Here is a 17,650-nt window from a genome sequence, read left to right as displayed (position 1 = left end):
AGTCGAGAGAAAAGATTATTGCGCGGCGGTGCCCAGCAGGTAGTCCAGGTCGATGACGGTCTGGTTGTGCTGCAGCACGGCGTCGAGGTAGGCGGTGCGCACGGCCAGGGCGCGCTCCAGGTTGAGCAGCAGCTCGGAGTAGGTGGTTTCGCCGGCTTTGTACGCAAGCTGGCTCAGCCGCACGATGACGGCGGCCTGCGGCAGGGCGGTTTGCTCGTAGAAGCGCACGCGGCGCTGCTGCTGCTGCAGGCGCGTGCGCAGCTCGTCGAGCTGGCCGGCCGCTTGGGCGCGGTAACGCTGGTAGGTGGCCGTAGCCACCTGCTCCTGCAGCTTGGCGGCCTGCACCCGGGCTTTCTGGGGGCCGCGCAGCAGGGGAATGGCCACGCCGGCCTGCACGCTCTGAAACCGGTCGCCGGTGCCGTAGGTCTGCGCCCGCCCGTCCACCTCGTAGGTGCCGCGCAGGGATTGGTTGGTGTAGCCCAGGCTCACCTGCGGCAAGCCCTGGGCCTGCTCCAGCCGGGTTTCGGCTTGCCGCTCGGCCAGCTGCTGGCGCAGCACCCGGGCTTCGGGGGTCTGGGCCAGCAGGGCCGTGTCGGTGGCCGCGGCGGGGGCGGGCAGCAGGCGCAGGGAGCTGTCGGCCACGGCTACCAGCGCGGGGGTTTGCAGCAAGGCCTGCAGCTGCCGCCGGGCAATGGTGAAGTCGGCCTGGGCCTGTGCCAACTGGTTCTGCGTTTCGCCCTGCTGGATGATGGCGTTGGCCGGTTCCAGGCGGTTGACCTCCCCGGTCTTAAAGCGCAGCTGGGCCGCGCGCAGAAACTCGGCGTAGATGCTGTCCTGCCCGCGCAGCGTGCGCAGGCGGTGGCGGGCGTACACGGCCTGCTCGTAGCTCAGGCGTACCTGGCGACGCAGCTCGGCCTGCACCTGCGCGAGCTGCTGCTCGCGGGCCGCAATCTGGGCCTGGCTCAGCCCGGCCTGGGCCTTGTAGTAGCCCGGCAGGGCCAGCGTCTGGCCGATGCTGAGCACGTTGTCGGAAAGCGGGGAGTTGACCTGCCCGTAGGTGCCGGTCACCGTGGTGCGGCCCACGTCGAAGGCCGTGCGGCGCAAGGCCTGCTGGGCTTCCAGGGAGCGTTGCGCCGCCTGCACCGTGCCGTTGGCCTGCAGGGCCTGGCTCACGGCCTGGTTCGCCGTCAGCGGCCCCTGGGCCTGCACGGGCCCGCAGGCCAGCAAACCGCCCAGTAGAAGCACTACCACCCCCGAAACCGGCAGGGCCGGAGCCGGTTGCGGCTGCTGCTCGGGTTTGGGGTTGCGCTCGGACAGGGCGTAGAGCACGGGCAGCACCAGCAGCGTCAGCATCGTGGCCGTGACCAGCCCGCCAATGACGACCGTGGCCAGGGGGCGCTGCACTTCCGCGCCGGCCGAGGTGCTCAGGGCCATGGGCAGAAACCCGAGCGAGGCCACGGTGGCCGTCATCAGCACCGGCCGCAGGCGCACCTGCGTGCCTTCCAGGATGCGCTGGTAGAGGTCCGTGCGGCCTTCGTCCTTGAGCTGGTTGAAGTAGCCGATGAGCACGATGCCGTTGAGCACGGCCACGCCGAAGAGGGCAATGAAGCCCACCCCGGCCGAGATGCTGAAGGGCATGCCGCGCAGCCAGAGCGCCAGCACCCCGCCGATGGCCGAGAGGGGAATGGCCGTGAATATCAGCACCGACTGCTTGAGCGAGCGGAAGGTGAAGAACAGCAGCACGAAAATCAGTAGCAGGGCCACAGGCACAGCAATGCTCAGGCGCTGGGTGGCCTGGCGCAGGTTCTCAAACTGGCCCCCGTAGGTGGCGTAGTAGCCGGGCGCGAACCGGAGCTGCCGGTCCATCTTGCCCTGCAGCTCCTGCACGATGCTTTCCACGTCGCGGCCCCGCACGTTGAAGGCCACGGTGATGCGGCGCTTGGCGTCGTCGCGCTGAATCTGGTTGGGCCCTTCCTGCAGGCCCACGGTGGCCACCTGCTCCAGGGGCACCTGCTCGCCGGCGGGCGTGGCCACCAGCAGCTGGCGCACCTGGTTGATGTCCTGGCGCAACTCGGGGGCCAGGCGCAGCACCACGTCGAAGCGGCGCTCCTGCTCGAAGAGCTGCCCGGCGCTCTGCCCGGCGAAAGCCGTCTGCACCGTGCGGTTCACGTCCTCGGCGTTCAGGCCGAAGCGGGCCATGCGGTTGCGGTCGAGCTTGACCACGATTTGCGGCAGGCCCGTGACCTGCTCCACGTACACGTCTTCGGCCCCCTCTACCTGCCGCACCAGGCGGGCCGCCTGCTGGGCGTAGGTCGCCAGCCGGTCGAGGTCTTCGCCGTAGATTTTAAGGACCACGTCCTGCTTGGCGCCGCTGATGAGCTCGTTGAAGCGCATCTGGATGGGCTGCTGAAAGCCAAAGGTGACGCCGGGAATCACGCTCAGCGCCTCGGCCATCTTCTCCGCCAGCTCTTCCTGGCTGCTCGCCGAGGTCCACTTGCCCTGGTCCTTTTCCAGCAGCACCATCACGTCCGCAGCTTCTACCGGCATGGGGTCGGTGGGAATTTCGGCGGCGCCAATCTTGGCCACCACCTCTTTCACTTCCGGAAACTGCTTGGTCAGAATGGCCGCCGCCTGCTGGCTTTTGTCTATTGTGTAGCTCAGCGAGGAACCCGTGAGCGTGCGCATCTCGATGGCAAAGTCCCCTTCCGAGAGCTGCGGGATAAACTCGCCGCCCAGGGTGCGGAACAGCAGCAGCGCGCCGGCAAACAGGGCCACGGCTGTGCCCAGCACCAGCGCCCGGCGGCGCAGCGCCCATTCCAGCACCGGCCGGTAGCGGGCTTCCAGCCAGCTCATCATGCGGTCCGAGAAGTTGCGCTGGTGCTCCGTGTCGCGGCTCAGGGCCAGCGCCGACATCATGGGTACATAGGTCAGGCTCAGGATAAAGGCGCCCACAATGGCAAAGGCCACCGTCTCGGCCATGGGCCGGAACATCTTGCCCTCGATGCCGGCCAGGGCCAGCAGGGGCAGGTACACAATCAGGATGATGATTTCGCCAAAAGCCGCCGAGGCGCGGATTTTGGAGGCGGCTTCGTACGTGGCCTCGTTCATCTGGCCGGGGCTCAGGCGGCCCCCGGCCCCGTCGGGGTGCGCGGCGGTGCCCACGTGGTGCTGCAGGCGGTGCACGATGGCTTCGACGATAATCACGGCGCCGTCCACCACCAGGCCAAAGTCAATGGCTCCGAGCGAGAGCAGGTTGCCCGACACGCCGAACAGGCGCATCAGGCTGATGGCAAAGAGCATGGCCAGCGGAATCACCGAGGCCACCACCAGGCCGGCGCGCAGGTTGCCCAGGAACAGCACCAGCACAAAAATGACGATGAGCGCGCCTTCGAGCAGGTTTTTGCTCACCGTGTGGATGGCCCGGCCCACCAGGTCGGAGCGGTCCAGGTAGACGTCGATGGTCACCCCCTCGGGCAATGACTTTTCCACCGTCGCCATGCGCGCCTTGACGGCTTTGATGACTTCGTTGGCGTTGGCGCCCTTGAGCATGAGCACAATGCCGCCGGTGACTTCGCCCTCGTTGTTGCGGGTCATGGCCCCGTAGCGCACGGCCGAGCCCAGGCGCACGTCGGCCACGTCGCGCACCAGCACCGGCAGCCCGCCCTGGGTGTTGCGCACGACGATGTTGCCCAAGTCGGCGGCATTCTCGGCCAGGCCTTCGGTGCGGATGAAGTAGGCCGTGGGCTTCTGGTCGAGGTAGGCCCCGCCCGCGTTCTGGTTGTTGCGCGAGACGGCCTGGTACACCTGCTCGGTCGTGACGTTCAACGAGCGCAGCCGCGTGGGGTCCAGCCGAATTTCGTACTGCTTGAGCAGGCCGCCGAAGCTGGCCACGTCGGCCACGCCGGGCGTGCCCAGCAGTTGGCGCCGCACAAGCCAGTCCTGAATCGTGCGCAGCTCGCGGGCGTCGTAGCGCTTTTCATAGCCGGGCTTGGCGCGCACCAGGTACTGGTACACCTCGCCCAGGCCGGTGCTCACCGGGGCCATTTCCGGCCGGCCGATGCCCTGGGGAATCTGGCTTTCGGCCTCGCGCAGGCGCTCGGCCACCTGCTGGCGGGCCCAGTAAATGTCAATCTTGTCCTCGAAAACGATGGTGACCACCGAGAGGCCGAAGCGGGAAAACGAGCGCACTTCCTCGCGGCCGGGAATGGTGGCCAGGCTCTGCTCGACGGGAAAGGAGACGAGCCGCTCGATGTCGCCGGCGGCCAGCGACGGGGCCACCGTGTAGACGACGACCTGGTTGGTGGTGATGTCGGGCACCGCGTCAATCGGCAGCCGACTCAGCGAGTAGCCGCCCCAGGCAATCAGCGCCAGGGTGAGCAGCCCGATGATGAGCTTGTTATGAATGGAAAAATGAATCAGCCGGTCGAACATCCGTTGCTGTGGGGGTTGGGTCTAACACTTCGGGTAAACCCTGCTGGCCCGCGGCTCCCGGCCAACCATGGCAGGAGGGCGGCGTACTCACTGGCGGCTAGTCCGTTGCAACGGAGAAGCCACCAGCAGCCCGGGCGCACAACGGGCGCGTCAGGCTACCCCGGCGGGGGAGTCAGCAGGAAACGGGAAGGGTTAGGCCTGGGGCGGCTGCCACACGGCTCCGGCGCTCCGGGTCAGGGCGCTCACCCGCATGGGGGGGTGGCGCAGGGCAGTGGCCCACGTCACGGCGGGGGCCTCTGTCAGCGCTGGCAGGGGCGCCAGCGGCACCACGGCGCCGCCGCAGCAGTGGCATTGGCATAGCGGGGAGCACCAATCGCCCAGGGCGCCGGCGTCGCAGTCGGTGTGCGGGGTCGCGGCCACGGTGGTCTGCTTGGCGTCTTTGCACACAACTTCGCCGTCGGCGCAGGTCAGCGTCGAGAGGCAGGCGAAGTAGAAGGCAAAAAACAGGGCCAGAAAGCGCATCGGGGCAAAGGTAACGACCAGCGGAAATAGTCGGCTACCGCTTGTACCGGCAGAAGCAGACAAAGGTTCCCCGCTGGCGGGGAGGCGCCCGCTCAGCGCCGGAAGCTGCGCCCAAGTAAATAGCTGGTTTCGGTTGTCCGGGTGAGGGCTAGGTTGAAGCCCAAGTCTAACTGCAGGTTGTCGCTCACCCGCCAGATGGGCCGGCCGTTGAGCGTGGCGGACCAGGGCGCGGGTACCCAGGTACCGGCCACCTCTACTGTAGCCACCGAGGGTGCGGTACAAGTCGTGGCCCACCGTCACGGTGGGGGCCAGTTCCACGTAGTGGGCCATGGGCCCCCGGGTCCCATAAATAGCTTGTCTAAGTCGAACCAACTGCCGTGTTCCGCTAAGCAGAAAGGTGGTAGCTCTTACCCAACAAGCAGCAAATCTTCCAGCCGCGTGGTATACTGCGGCGTGCGCCACTGCGCCTGCCCTTCCCAGGGCGCCTGCGCCCTGCCCGGCGGCAACACCAACGACGCCAGCTTCACCGTGCCTTTGCCAAAGCGGCGGTTCAGGGCGTCCAACTCGGCCATCAGCTTGGCGCGCTTCTCCGAAACCGGCGCGGGTTCAAACAGCGTAAGCTGGGTTTGGCCTTCCGGCTCCAGCCCGTCGAGTATCACGCCCGCCTTGGTGTAGCGGTTGCCCGGCTGCCAGAGGCGTTTGAGCGCCGCCCGCGCAAAGCGGACCAACTCGATGGTGTCGTTAGTGGCCACGGGCAGCGTAAGCACGGCGGAGCAGGAATACGGGGGCGGCTCCAGGCCGTAGCGGCTCTTGCTCAGAAAGACGGTCATCAGGTGGGCCGCGTCGCCCTGCCGGCGCAGCTTCTCAGCGGCCCGGGAGGCAAACGCGCTGACGGCACCCGCCACGTCGGGAAAGGCCGTGAGCGGCCGGCCAAACGTGCGCGAGCAACACAGCGTGCGGCGCGACAAGGTCCCGTCTTCGCTCGGGGCCAGCCCCTGGCAGGGGTAGCCCTGCAGCTCGCGCACCAGCCGGGCGCCCACCACCCCGCCCAGGTGCTTGCGGGCGTAGGCCTCGGAGCAGGCCGCCAGCCCCGCCGCCGTGCTGATGCCGGCGGCATACAGCTTTTGGGCGTACTGCCGGCCGATGCCCCAGACGTCTTCGACGGCCACCTGCTCCAGGGCCCAGCGGCGGCGCTCCGCGGTGTCGAGGTAACACACCCCGCCCATCTCCGGGTTTTTCTTGGCCAGGCGGTTGGCCAGCTTGGCCAGCGTCTTGGTAGGGGCGATGCCCACGCAGGTCGGGATGCCGGTACGGGCCAGTAGGTTGGCGCGCACGGTGCGGGCAAAGGTGTCCAGGCTGCGGACCACGAAGCGTTCCAGGCCGTGCAAATCCAGGAACGCCTCGTCGATGGAGTAGATTTCCACCGCCGGCGCCACCTGGCTCAGGTACCACATCACCCGGCGCGACATGTCCCCGTAGAGGGCGTAGTTACTGGAAAACACGGCCACGTGATGCTGCTCCAGCAGGGGTTTGACCTGAAAGTAGGGCTCGCCCATCTGCAGGCCCAGGGCCTTGGCTTCGGCGCTGCGGGAAATGATGCACCCGTCGTTATTCGACAGGACCACGACAGGCCGGCCGTCGAGCCGGGGCTGAAAGACCCGCTCGCAGGAAACGTAGAAGTTGTTGCAGTCGACCAGGGCGTACATGACTAGTCGCGGGTGCGCAGCAAGGCCGCGAGTTTGCCGGGAACCAACTCGTGCAGCACGTGGGTCACCACGCCCCAGATGCGCACGGCGCCCGCGTCGTGAATCTCCCAGGGTTGGTAGTCGGGGTTCTCTGGCTTGAGCCACCACGTGCCGTGCTCGCACACCAAGCGCTTGACGGTGCACTCCCCGTCCACCACGGCCACCACGATGTGGTTGTGGTCGGCTTCCATCTGCTTGTCCACGGCCAGCAGGTCGCCCTCGTGAATCTCGGCGTTTTTCATGCTCTCCCCGCTTACCCGTACCAGGTACGTGGCGTCGGGGTGGCGCAGGAGCAGGCGGTTCAGGTCAAACAGCTCATCGGTGTAATCGGACGCCGGCGAGGGAAAGCCGGCGGACACCGAGCAGCTAAAAAGGGGAAGCAAAAATGGGGTTTGGGAGTCGTGGACCGGGATTAATTCGACGTTGCGCATGGGTGGTGTAGCATAGGCGTGGCCACAATAATACGTGCTGCTAATAAAATTAGTAGAAACAAGGCTAAAAATTGTAGCCGGAAGTTGACGAAGGCTCCTGTCAATACCGTGGGTGTTACCCGGCCACGCGCTGTACCGAACTGGCTGGGCAAGCTGTCTGGCCGAAGGCTCATCAAACTACACTGCCGCTTATAAAAAGTGGTTTTTAAGCTGCTGTCATACCGTCTTTTCGGCGCAGCAACAAAGGGGCAGTGGGGGAAAGAAGGCGGTGTAAAAAGAGCAAAAAGATATAAAATATAGAGCAAAAAGAAAACTATGAGGGTGCAGTTTTCGTTTAATAAGTATAATAAACGCCCACGGAAACAGCGCTTTATCATGAAAAAGACCCGCAAGCCCGCCGCCCGTACCGCCACTCCTCGCCCCGACGTGTACCAGATTGTTACCGACCGAATTGTGGCCGCGCTGGAAGGCGGGGTGATTCCCTGGCGCAAGCCCTGGAACGCGGTGTATGGTTTGCCCCGCAACTACGCAACCGGCGCGGCTTACACGGGCATTAACGCCTTTTTGCTGCACTTCAGCGGCGCGCTGCCCTTCTTTTTAACCTTCAAGCAGGCCCTGGCCCTGGGCGGCAACGTGCGCAAGGGCGCTAAAGGGCACCCGGTGGTATACTACAACGTGTCGGTACGCGAGAACGAGCAAACCGGCAAAGAAGAAAAAACGCCTTTCCTGAAGTACTACACCGTGTTTTCAGTGGAGGACATCGAAAACATTGACTTTGTGCTGCCCGCAGTGGAACGCCACGCGCACACGCCCATTGAGGCGGCCGAGGCCATTGTGCGCAACTGGGACGGGCGCCCGGCCATTGAGCACCTGCACCAGCGGGCTTACTACTCCCCGGCACTCGACCTGGTAAACATGCCGGAGCGGGCCACCTTCACCACCGCCGAAGGCTACTACGCGACCCTGTTTCACGAGCTGACCCACAGCACGGGCCACGCTTCCCGGCTCGACCGGCCGGACCTGACCGCCGGCGAAGGCAAGGGCTCGGCCAGCTACGCCCGCGAGGAGCTGACGGCCGAAATGGGCGCTTCCTTTCTCTGCGCCGCGGCCGGGCTCGACACCGCCCAGACCGAGACCAATGCCGTGGCCTACATTCAGTCCTGGCTGGAGCGTCTGAAAAACGACAAAAAGCTGGTGCTGCAGGCGGCCAGCAAGGCCCAGCGCGCCGCCAAGCTGATTTTGGGCGTGGTTGAGGAAGGCGAGCCGGTGGCCGCTCCCGCGCCGGCCCGGGTGGTGGAGCTGGTGCCCGAAGAAGACGAAGTGAGCCAACAGTACAAAGCGGCTGAACTCAGCTGGCTAGCGGCCGCATAAGCCCCGGCCCGGGCAGCCGCGGCCGGCGGCTGCCCACCTGGCTGGCTTCTTTTTCACCCTCTTCTCCCCTACCGCCCCATGAATGCAAGTGAAGCCCCCGTTTTCGGGGACGCCGATTGGAACCACTACCGCGCGCGGGTGGCCGCCGTGCTCACCGACATCGAAGCCGACATGCAGCAGCGCGGCTACGGCCTGAGCAGTGAAGGCCTCACACTCGAAGTAGCCGAGCGCCTGCCGGTGGCGGTGGCCACCGACGAAGACTTCGAGGTACTTGAAGCCCTGGTCAAGTCCTTGCGGCCCCTGGCCCGCGAGGCCGTGCGCGCCACCCGCGAAGACCAGGCCGGACAGTACCGCCTGTTGCTGCTCTGAGAGAATTACCCCATTCACGCTGTTTCCCGTCCCTATGCCTGCAGCCCAGCAGTTAATCGTCGGCGACGCCGTGCTCTATCCCCGCGAGCACGCCGTGGGCCTCATCTACGAAGTCTACGGGCGGGGGGCCGACGAGCGGCCCGGCGTGCAGGTGCTCCTCAGCGATGGCCGGGACCTGAGCGGCTTCAGCGCCGAAGAAGCCGACCAGTTTCTGCAGCCCCTGGGCCACACGGGCCTTTGCTACGATTTCACCCACGTGGGCCAACTGCACGCCGATTATCACCGCGGCCACTTTGCCGCCGCCTTTGCCACGGCCCGGCTGCTGGCCGGCTTCCGAGACCCGCGCTACCTGAACGCGCGCTGAGCGACGCGGGCTCTTCCCGCTTTCCTCCTACCCTATTTCCTTTTCCTATGAACCCGTACCCCAAAACCACCGCCGTAGCAGACCCTTTTCCGGCGCAGCAGGCTTACGTAGCCATCGAGCAAAAGCCCCGTGATGCAGCCGAAAAACGCCACCTGCAGGCCGTACGCCAGCACGTGCAGGCCCACACCCACACCACCGATTTGCGCGGGCTGGCGGGGGCGGTGAAGAAGCTGCTAGGGCCCGGCTACGAAGTAGGCTGCGGCAGTGCGCATATCTGGGTGCGGCGCGACGGCGAGCAACAGCGCCTGGCCATCGTGGCCGACCGGCTCACGTCGGCTTACCGGGATTGGTTCGAGCCCTTGCCGGATGCGGGGGCCACGAGTCGCACCCCCCGCAAGCAACTGCCTCGTTTGGGGGAGTCGCCTGCTGCAGGTCCATCCTGAACACGTCTTAAATCAACATAGGAGCCGTTGCCAGAACCTCCAGTTGCACTTTTTGAGCGCAGTCCCGCGGGGGCAGTGAGGCAAAGAAGGTTACAGATAAAGAGCAAAAAGATACAAATTATAGGTAAAAAAGAGAACGTGCAGGGCCTGCAATTCGTTTAATAGATAGTAGTAAGATTCAATAAATCAGCCCTGTAGTATGGAATACGTCCCCTGTTTAATCACCCCTGGACCGCTGTTGTTCAGCCTGCACAATACGGAGTTGGTAAAGCCCGAGGGCGCTAACTTTCCGCTGCCGGCCCGTCTGTTTCTACGCACCGCACCCGGTCAGCCGACGCTGATTGTGGCCCTATGCGGCACAACAGGCCAGCTTTTTCCGACGACCACCTACGACCATGGGCCATTTCAGGTGGTGGGCGGCCAACGGTACGCCACCCGGCAGGAATTGGGGGCTTACTTCCAGAGCCAGCACACCGGCATGAGGCCAGCCCAGGGAGCAGCTACACTGCTGGCCGTGGACGGCAGCACCCGCGAGGTGCGCCCCGACAAGGGCCGCAAAAGCTTTGGCCTGGCCCAGCTACGGGCCGCCCTGGCCGCTGACTACATCGACGTGCACTGCCCCCAGCACGGGCCTTACGAGGGGTATATTTTCGTGTTTGATGACGAGGGCAAAAACCGCCGGCTCCCCATCAACCCGCTGGCCACGGCCGCCTGGTACGAAACCTACCCGCTGGAGCACTACTCGCCCGTCGACGTGGTAGCCGGTCCGGTGCTGCTGATGAAATCTGACATGCTGCGCTAGGTCAGCCCGCAGCCGCCCCGTTATCGGGGCGGCTGCCTGGCTATTAGCCGCTTCTTTATTGCCTCTACTGCTGCTACTCATGTCCGTAAACTTGCCTGTACCGGAATCCGCAACTGCTCCCCTGCAGTATGGCCTTGCGGCCTTGCGCGCCGAGCTGCGCTGCATTTTACAGCACCCGGCCATTTCGCCGGAGCGCCGGCAAGCGGCGGAGCCGTTTATTACGCGGTGCACGGAACCGGCCCGGTTGGAAGCGTGGCTGGCGCTGGCCGTAGCCGAGTGCGGCCGCTGGGAGGAGCAAATGCTTGCGTCGGAACATAGCCAAAGGGGTTGCCGGTGCCCGAAAGGCTAGACGCTGCGTAAAAGGGCTACCTTACGCACTTTATTCTGTGCCTTTTTAGCCTTTTCCCAATGCCTAAAATACCCGTCCCGACCGTGGCCTTTACCGAGCCCCTGACCAGTCCCCCGCGCGTCCACCACCCCAGCACGCTGGCCGAGCTACTGGAAGTGGCTGGCACCCGCAAGCGCATCGTGGAAGCCTGGGGGGTATCGGCCCGCACCTACGACACCCGCAAGCGCAGTCCTGAAACGTGCACCGTGGGAGAACTGCAGCAGCTGGCCCGGGTGCTGGGGGTGGCAGAGGAAGAGTTATTTGCAGTCGTGCGTGCCCAAGCCTCGGCCAGCCAAGCAGGCCAGCCGGACGATGAGCAGTAGACCTCTAATTCACTTAAGCAGTTCTCACAAGCGGGTATCCCTCGACGCTTAGCCCTTATCGGTAGTATGGAAGCTAACCATGAACTCGATTTTGACCTTTTGCTTAACGGAGCCATCGAAATCGGGAATCGCTTGCAGGGCCAGAAACTGCCCGCTGACATTGCGGGCATCTACTACGCCGAAGGACTGGGCCAAAAAATTATACACCATTGCCTTTCCGTGCGCCACCTCTTTAAGGGCTACCAGCTACTGACCGCAGAGCAGCTTTATGGCACTAAAGTGGATTTCGCCTCTATTGCCATCCTGGTAAGAGCCGCCCTTGAGACCTACTTAACCCTGCATCATGTATTCGTGGCCTCACAGGACCCGGAGGAGCTCAGGTTTCGGTTCGCGTGCTGGCATCTCGGTGGCTTTACCGACCGAGCTGGATTTGACCCCAAGAATCAGTCTCAGATTGATTTAAAGGTAAGCGAAGCCAAGTCTATTGCGGATTTGCAGGCGGAAATCAAGGCGTCGCCCTGCTTTCAAGCGTTGACTCCCAAACACCAGAACATGGTGTTAAAGGGCGAATGGCGAATTGACAAGGGGTGGGCGGTTCTCGCCGTCAATGCCGGCTTTCAGGAAGCCTTTTTCAAGCAGCAGTACAAATTTCTCTGCGGCTACGCCCACTCCAGCCGCCTCAGCATCATTCAGATTCAGCAGAGCGGCGGCCTGCAGCAGCAAACAGAAATGGCCAAGGCATCGGTTGGCGTGGCCATGGTTGTACTGGCCAAGTTTATGTTCGACTACATCCATTTGATTCCTGCCTTGCGGGAAGCCAAGCACGAACTGCCCACGTTCCCCATGATTTCCATCTGGAAAGCTGTTGGGGAAGAACTGGCTGCGTAGCGGTTGTCACCCGCTGGGCAGAATGGCTACCGCAGACCGCAGATTTTCAGAAACAGGCCCCCGGGGTTCTTGGTGGCTTTCACCTTGTCGGTTTTCAACTGGTAGGTAAACTTGAACAGCTGGTCCAGGTGCTTGGCATCGCCGAGAATGGTGGCCACGAGTTGCGGCTGGGTAATGCCCAGCGCGTCCAGGTGCTGCCGGGCCGCGAAGGCGCGGGCATCCTCCGCCGGCTGCTCGAACGGAATGGGCAACTGTTGGGGATGCTGGCGGGCGATGGTGAAGCGTACCGCGTCGTAAGCTCTGCCCTTCTTGACCAGCTCGTAGTCAATCTTGAGGTCGGTGTGCTCACTGACCTGGCGCACGGCAATGTCGAGCACCCGGGCTTTGAGCTGGCTGATGTTCTGAAACAGCTCCGGCTCCTTGCCCTTCGGGTCTTTCAGGTGCAGCATCTGCTTGAATTCGTCCAGCGGGTAAGTGCGCGTCGAAGTCTTGTCCTTCCACTGGCTCACCAGCTGGTAAATCCGCTTGGCGTACTTGCTGCTCAGCTTCAGAGCCGAATGCAGCTGGTAGGAAGTAAAGTTTTCCTTGAGGTTAAACAGGTAGGGGCGAATTGGTGCCGCCAGCTGAATCTGCAGGCACCCTTTGCCTTTGATGTACTCCACCCGCTGAAACATCCACAGCTGCTGGTAAGTCCGCTCGTTTTCTACCTCGAACATGCGCGAGCCCATATCGGCCGTTGCCTCGCGCAGCTGCTGGTAGTTCCACTGACGGCCCGTGAGCGCCTCCACGTCCTTCACGTAAATGGTGTACTCCTGGTCGGGCGTGTCATCCCGGCGCAGGCGGGAGAGCAGGTAAAAGAAGATATCCAGCTGGCAGGCCGTGTAGTCGTAGCGGGCCTGTGTGATGGCATTGTGCTGGCGAACGACGGGAGTGGGCTCTACGACTACAACGGCGGTATCTTCAGGCTTCATAAATTCGGGATAAGAACGCGGGATAAGGCAAAAGTACGTGACAGGGAAGTAAAAAACCACAGTGGTAGTTGAGCGTGGTTTTTCGCTTATAAAACGTGGTCTTTGGACTTATAAAACGTGAGATTTCGCTTATAAAACGTGGTAATAAAAGGTATAAAAAGTGGTTTTTCGCTTATAAAAAGTGGTTTTATACCATTATTTACTGCTGTGTATCAGTGAGTTATGAGCCCTACAAATAGAACAAGTAATAGCAAATAACTCACAAGAGTTGTTGTACCCCCTACGATTAGCTTTTAAGTGGCCGGTTGCAAACCACCAGCCAAACAAACAAGAAAACAACACAACGAGCATGGGAAAACCGACGTCATCAAGGGATTGCACTTTTCAAAGTAATTACTTCCCTATTCAAAGTTAATCTCACGTTTTATAAGCGACTGCAGCATCGAGAAGCTGCAGTGGGAATAGATGCTTTGCACCACTTTTTATAAGTCATTCCAACATTTTTTAAGGTGAAAAAGACGCTTACTAACTTTATACTAACTATTAACTAACAGTGAATTACCACGTTTTATAAGTCCGGGCGGGCTCTGCAGCCGCCAACTAGCACGTTTTATAAGTGCAACCCCAAGGCCTTCGCCGCAGTAAAGCCCTCCTTTTGCCCCGAGCAGGCTGTTTAGGCCATCTGACAGAAAGCAGCCGCCGCGAACGAAACTGGTAAGACCCTGACGCCCGCCAGCCACTGCTTATAAAAAGTGAGCGTAGCCGAAAGCCAGCGGCCGCAAGCCCGGGCCTCTCCCCTCCCCCACCGCCCAAAACACCAGCAGCCCCCGAAGGAGCTGCTGGTACTCGGTCGACCAAAAGGCCCTTCCCCTACTTGGCCGGCGGCAACTTGCCGGTTTTGCGCAGGTGCGCATCGTAGTGCCGATGGGCTGCCTCCAGGTAATTCTTGATGGTAGTCGGCGTATCCGGGCCGGGCGTGACCAGCAGCAAACTCATCTTAATCTCCTGCACCACGGATTTGGCGATTTGCACCGTATGCAGGGGCACTTCGGCCTCCGGGACTGGTGCTGCGGCCGCAGCGGGCTTACGGCCCCGCGTGGAGGTACGAACGGGAGCGGCAGCCGGCGCAGCTGGCTGCGAGGCCGCCGCTACGGGTTCGGGTGCAGGAGCGGCAACTGCCGGAGCAGCTGCGGGCGTGGGGGGCGCCACGGGCTCCACCGGCGCCGGCGGCGTGGTGGCCGTGCGAGTGGCCTCCCCTCCCATCCCGGCCCGGGCCTGCTGGCGGGCTTCTTCGGGTACTTCAATGCGGCGGCGCGGCGTGATTTGCGGTTTCTCGAAGCCCATTATTTCGCGGAGGTTGAAGCAGTGGATACAGTAGTCGCCGCGGCGGGACGGCGGTCAGGCAGGCCGAGACGCTCGATGAGCTCCTCGCACACGCGGCGGATTTCCTCACTTGTGTCCTTGGAGCCACCGGCGTAACGCGACCAGGCCGGATTGAGCAGGCTGTAGAGCGTCGAGGCCCGGGTGTAGGCCTTGCGGTGACCCAGGTACGAGTTGAAGCGCGACAGGCCCAGTCCGTCGATGTAGTCGTCCATCTCTTTCTCCTCCCGCTGCCCCGCCACGCGCTTGGTGGGCAGGCCGTAGTACTGGAAGTCAATCTGGGCGTCGTCGGCGGCTTTCTTGATGGCCTCCAGGATGGTCATAAATTCGGCCGTAGAGGCCCGGTCCAGGTAATCCGACACCAGGGGCACTATTACCGCGTCGCAGGCCGTCAGGGCGTTGAACACGTCGTCGCCGTCGGCGCGGCCGGGCACGTCGATGATGATGAGGTCGTAGTTGTGCTCGGGATTATCGATGAAGTCAAAAATCTGGCTCAGCTGCCAGGGGTACACGTCGTAGGGATACTGGGCATCGGGGTTGACTTCGCGCAGCTTGGCGAAGTTGGCCGCGTCCACCTGCTCGCGGGTCTTGACAATGCTCTGTTGGTAGTCGCAGTCGAGGACGGCGATGCGCAAGCCATACTCCGTTGCCAGCGGGGCAGCGAGCACCAGAGCCAGCGTGGATTTACCGGAGCCCCCCTTCTGGGTGGCAAAGCTGATAACCTTGGACATAGTGGGTGTGGGGTTGAGGCGTAGGTGGGTACCGGGGCAACGCGCCGGCAGGACAATAAACCAAAAGTAATAGAAAAGCAGAAAGCCAGAAGCGCAGAACAACACTTTTGCTGAAAAGCAGAAGTGTTTTTAGCCAGAAAATCATTTCTGCTTTTCTGGCGTCATGCGGTTCTGTTAAGTTGCAGAAAAGTTAAATAACAAAGAAGCAGAATCACATAACAACAGAAAAACAGGTTTGCAGAAGTGTGTTTTTTCAGAACCGCAGCTAGATGGGACGGGTAGTTAGTGAGTGCGTGAATTTAACAGAAATACAAAACAACAGAACAACAGATTTGCACAAAAGTAGAAAGCAGGGAGCCGACGCGTAAGGGCACAACTTGTAGAAGTGTAGAACTACAGAAAAGCAGAATTGCGGCACAAGCGACCAGTTGGAGCTAGCAGGTGTCATATTTCAGCAACAGAAATGCAGAATTGCAGAACTGTTGATTTGAATCCAGCAGCTTAAAACCCGCGTCGGCGTGCCCTTGAGCTGCAATGCGGCAAAATTGAATCAAAGCCAGCAACCAGCAATTAGCCAAAGCAGGTGTCGGAGGAGCCTGGGTGCATAGTCTGTTGCAACGGGTTCGATTCAGAACCTAGATGGCAAATGAAAGCGAAGTGCCCCGGGAGCTAACACTAATGTTCAAAGCTCCGTACTAGCTTCTTACTAACTTATTGCTAACTGTAGAATGGTCTTAGCAAGAAGAACAACTCAGGCTTAGAGCTAACGCGCTATTCCTGAGTCGTTTATAAACCAGCAGAGCTGTTTTAGCGGGCCATCTGGATGTAAGTAATTGGTTTACAAGTGTAAATGTGGGCCGCGAGCCTGCCAACAACATACATGTCATGAGCACAGCGCTTCGCAAACGGGTTACCCTCGACAGCATTGCCTACCGCAAAGCCGACGCGGCGGCCGCGGAAGTCGGCGCCAGCCTAGGGGCCTACACCAGTGCGGCCGTGGAGTACTTTGCTACCCGAGGGCTCGACCCCCGCGCCACGGAAGCGCGCGAAGGGCAGCTCATCATGCAGCAGATAAAAAAGCTGGGTGACCGGGTCTTCGGCTTCATGCAGGAGCAGGAGCGCACGCTGCTCACGGCCATGCTGGAAGAAATGCTGCGTAGCCGCATCACGCTGGAGCGGGTGCTGCGCATGAACGAAATCCTGGTGAGCAACCTGAACGCGCAGCTGGAAACGCTCAGCGAAGTGCAGCTGCAGCGGCAGCAGCAGGCGCTCCAATTGCTACGCCAGCGCAACGAAGAAGCGGTAGACAGGCAGGTAAAAGAAGCGCTGCAGACCGCCCGCAAACAGGGCCCGGGAAAGCACCAGGCGCCAGTAGAAAGCCAGGTAGAGCCGGGGCAATCGGGAGAAAATGGAGCTGCTTCCAGCGGACTTAAAGCAGGTTAAAAGGCCGATGTACGTCAAACTTATCAACCCCAAAACGCACGGCAAAGCGGCGTATACCAATACCGGCAGCTGCGCGCAAACGCTGAATTATCTGCAGCACGAAGCGGTAGGGGAGGGGCAGGAAGCAACGTTTTTCAATGCCGATTCGGACGAGCTCGGCGCCGCGCAGCTGCTGCAACGCATCTACTCCAACGTGAAAGGACTGCGGGCTGCGGAGGCTAAATTTTACTCGCTGGTGCTGAGTCCCAGCGAGCAGGAGCTGGCCCACATCGGCAACGACCCCGACAAGCTCAAGGCGTACACCCGGCAGGTTATGGACCAGTACGCGCAGAACTTCCGGCTGCCCGGGGGGCGGCAGCTGGACAGCCAAAGCCTGGTATGGGGAGCCATCCTCCACCAGGACCGCACCCACCGGGGAACGGACCCCGAGGTGGTGGCGGGCACGGCCAAGGCCGGCGCCAAGCGCGCGGGCCTGCAGACGCACGTGCACATCATTGTCAGCGCCCGCGACCGGGAGCAAAAGCTGACCCTCAACCCCGGCGGGCGCCGGCAGCGGTTTGACCTGATGCGCTGGCAAGCGGCGGCCGGCCGGCAGTTCGAGCAGCAGTTTGGCTACGAGGCCCAGGCGCACGAGAAGCTGCGGCCCCAGGCAGCCCGGCCACGCGACCCGGCTCACGATGCCGGCCGGCTGGATAAGATTGCCGGGCGCGTGGCTGCCATCAACCAGCTGGTGCCCCGGGAGCAGCACCTGGCGCCGGACCAGGTGCAGGCCATTGCCCAGGCCCGGCAGTTTGACAAGACGTTTTACCGGATGCTGCGCCGGGTGGAGGAGCGCGCCCGCGACGGCCGGCCCATCGACAACGCCCTGCAGCTGCTGCGCACCGGGCGGGAGCAGGCCCCGGCCCCGCAGCGCCAGGCGGTGACGGCCCTGCACGCGGTGCAACACCTGGTGCGCAACGCCCAAGCTACCCGGGACGAGCGCACCGAGCAGGTGGCCGAGAAGCCCGGGCGCCGCAGCGCCGAGCTGGATATCGAGATGTAAGCCCGC

At 62.4% G+C, this 17,650-nt stretch carries 17 protein-coding genes; 9 read left to right on the top strand and 8 right to left on the bottom strand.

Annotated elements, in window-relative coordinates; genetic code table 11:
* Positions 1 to 15: 15 nt before the first annotated feature.
* The 5 genes from EJV47_RS26375 to EJV47_RS26360 all read right to left on the bottom strand — a co-directional run bounded on the left by EJV47_RS26375 (position 16) and on the right by EJV47_RS26360 (position 7,081).
* Positions 16 to 4,431 (bottom strand): CusA/CzcA family heavy metal efflux RND transporter, encoded by a 4,416-nt coding sequence (locus tag EJV47_RS26375; RefSeq protein WP_126696212.1) that lies wholly within the window; start codon positions 4,429 to 4,431, stop codon positions 16 to 18.
* 192 nt (positions 4,432 to 4,623) lie between these two features.
* Positions 4,624 to 4,953: a DUF6660 family protein gene (locus EJV47_RS26370; RefSeq protein WP_110980512.1), complete on the bottom strand. Its 330-nt coding sequence runs from the start codon at positions 4,951 to 4,953 to the stop codon at positions 4,624 to 4,626.
* A gap of 92 nt (positions 4,954 to 5,045) precedes the next feature.
* Positions 5,046 to 5,219, bottom strand: coding sequence for a hypothetical protein (locus EJV47_RS28280; protein WP_165903947.1), 174 nt, complete (start codon positions 5,217 to 5,219; stop codon positions 5,046 to 5,048).
* A gap of 141 nt (positions 5,220 to 5,360) precedes the next feature.
* A complete protein-coding gene (locus EJV47_RS26365) occupies positions 5,361 to 6,659 on the bottom strand; it encodes a Y-family DNA polymerase (protein ID WP_126696211.1) in 1,299 nt (432 codons plus the stop codon).
* Positions 6,660 to 6,661: 2 nt separating this feature from the next.
* On the bottom strand, positions 6,662 to 7,081 hold the full coding sequence (locus tag EJV47_RS26360; RefSeq protein WP_243651328.1) for a LexA family protein: 420 nt from the start codon (positions 7,079 to 7,081) through the stop codon (positions 6,662 to 6,664).
* A gap of 423 nt (positions 7,082 to 7,504) precedes the next feature.
* Here EJV47_RS26360 and EJV47_RS26355 point away from each other — a divergent pair, with 423 nt between their 5' ends.
* The 7 genes from EJV47_RS26355 (at position 7,505) to EJV47_RS26325 (ending at position 12,077) form a co-directional block, all read left to right on the top strand.
* A complete protein-coding gene (locus tag EJV47_RS26355) occupies positions 7,505 to 8,500 on the top strand; it encodes an ArdC family protein (protein ID WP_165903946.1) in 996 nt (331 codons plus the stop codon).
* Between the two features lie 78 nt (positions 8,501 to 8,578).
* Positions 8,579 to 8,869, top strand: coding sequence for a hypothetical protein (locus EJV47_RS26350; RefSeq protein ID WP_126696209.1), 291 nt, complete (start codon positions 8,579 to 8,581; stop codon positions 8,867 to 8,869).
* A gap of 34 nt (positions 8,870 to 8,903) precedes the next feature.
* Positions 8,904 to 9,233, top strand: coding sequence for a hypothetical protein (locus EJV47_RS26345; RefSeq protein ID WP_126696208.1), 330 nt, complete (start codon positions 8,904 to 8,906; stop codon positions 9,231 to 9,233).
* Positions 9,234 to 9,280: 47 nt separating this feature from the next.
* Entirely contained in the window at positions 9,281 to 9,676 is a 396-nt protein-coding gene (locus EJV47_RS26340; protein WP_126696207.1) for a hypothetical protein, read from the top strand.
* A 199-nt stretch (positions 9,677 to 9,875) separates the two neighbouring features.
* Positions 9,876 to 10,478 (top strand): hypothetical protein, encoded by a 603-nt coding sequence (locus EJV47_RS26335; protein ID WP_126696206.1) that lies wholly within the window; start codon positions 9,876 to 9,878, stop codon positions 10,476 to 10,478.
* Positions 10,479 to 10,886: 408 nt separating this feature from the next.
* On the top strand, positions 10,887 to 11,189 hold the full coding sequence (locus EJV47_RS26330; protein ID WP_126696205.1) for a hypothetical protein: 303 nt from the start codon (positions 10,887 to 10,889) through the stop codon (positions 11,187 to 11,189).
* Between the two features lie 66 nt (positions 11,190 to 11,255).
* Positions 11,256 to 12,077: a hypothetical protein gene (locus EJV47_RS26325; protein ID WP_126696204.1), complete on the top strand. Its 822-nt coding sequence runs from the start codon at positions 11,256 to 11,258 to the stop codon at positions 12,075 to 12,077.
* Positions 12,078 to 12,103: 26 nt separating this feature from the next.
* Here EJV47_RS26325 and EJV47_RS26320 read toward each other — a convergent pair whose 3' ends face one another.
* From EJV47_RS26320 to EJV47_RS26310, 3 genes are all read right to left on the bottom strand, one after another.
* The gene (locus EJV47_RS26320; RefSeq protein WP_126696203.1) at positions 12,104 to 13,048 is read right to left on the bottom strand and encodes a replication initiation protein; all 945 of its coding nucleotides are present in this window, start codon (positions 13,046 to 13,048) and stop codon (positions 12,104 to 12,106) included.
* 870 nt (positions 13,049 to 13,918) lie between these two features.
* Complete coding sequence (locus EJV47_RS26315) at positions 13,919 to 14,392, bottom strand: hypothetical protein (protein ID WP_126696202.1); 474 nt, start codon at positions 14,390 to 14,392, stop codon at positions 13,919 to 13,921.
* Positions 14,392 to 15,159 carry a ParA family protein gene (locus EJV47_RS26310; RefSeq protein ID WP_126696201.1) on the bottom strand — a complete coding sequence of 256 codons (768 nt, stop codon included), beginning with the start codon at positions 15,157 to 15,159 and terminating at the stop codon, positions 14,392 to 14,394. Before EJV47_RS26310 ends, EJV47_RS26315 begins: the two co-directional genes overlap by 1 nt.
* Positions 15,160 to 16,044: 885 nt before the next feature.
* On the opposite strand from EJV47_RS26310, the gene EJV47_RS26305 reads away from it, so the two are divergent.
* Both EJV47_RS26305 and EJV47_RS26300 read left to right on the top strand, forming a co-directional pair.
* Positions 16,045 to 16,602 (top strand): BfmA/BtgA family mobilization protein, encoded by a 558-nt coding sequence (locus tag EJV47_RS26305; RefSeq protein WP_126696200.1) that lies wholly within the window; start codon positions 16,045 to 16,047, stop codon positions 16,600 to 16,602.
* Between the two features lie 7 nt (positions 16,603 to 16,609).
* Entirely contained in the window at positions 16,610 to 17,644 is a 1,035-nt protein-coding gene (locus EJV47_RS26300; protein WP_126696199.1) for a DUF5712 family protein, read from the top strand.
* Positions 17,645 to 17,650 lie beyond the last annotated feature (6 nt).

This window comes from Hymenobacter gummosus, from assembly GCF_003970915.1.
Lineage (GTDB): Bacteria > Bacteroidota > Bacteroidia > Cytophagales > Hymenobacteraceae > Solirubrum > Solirubrum gummosum.
Note: the sequence above shows the minus strand (reverse complement) of the source record. Positions and strands in the feature narration are given on the sequence as shown.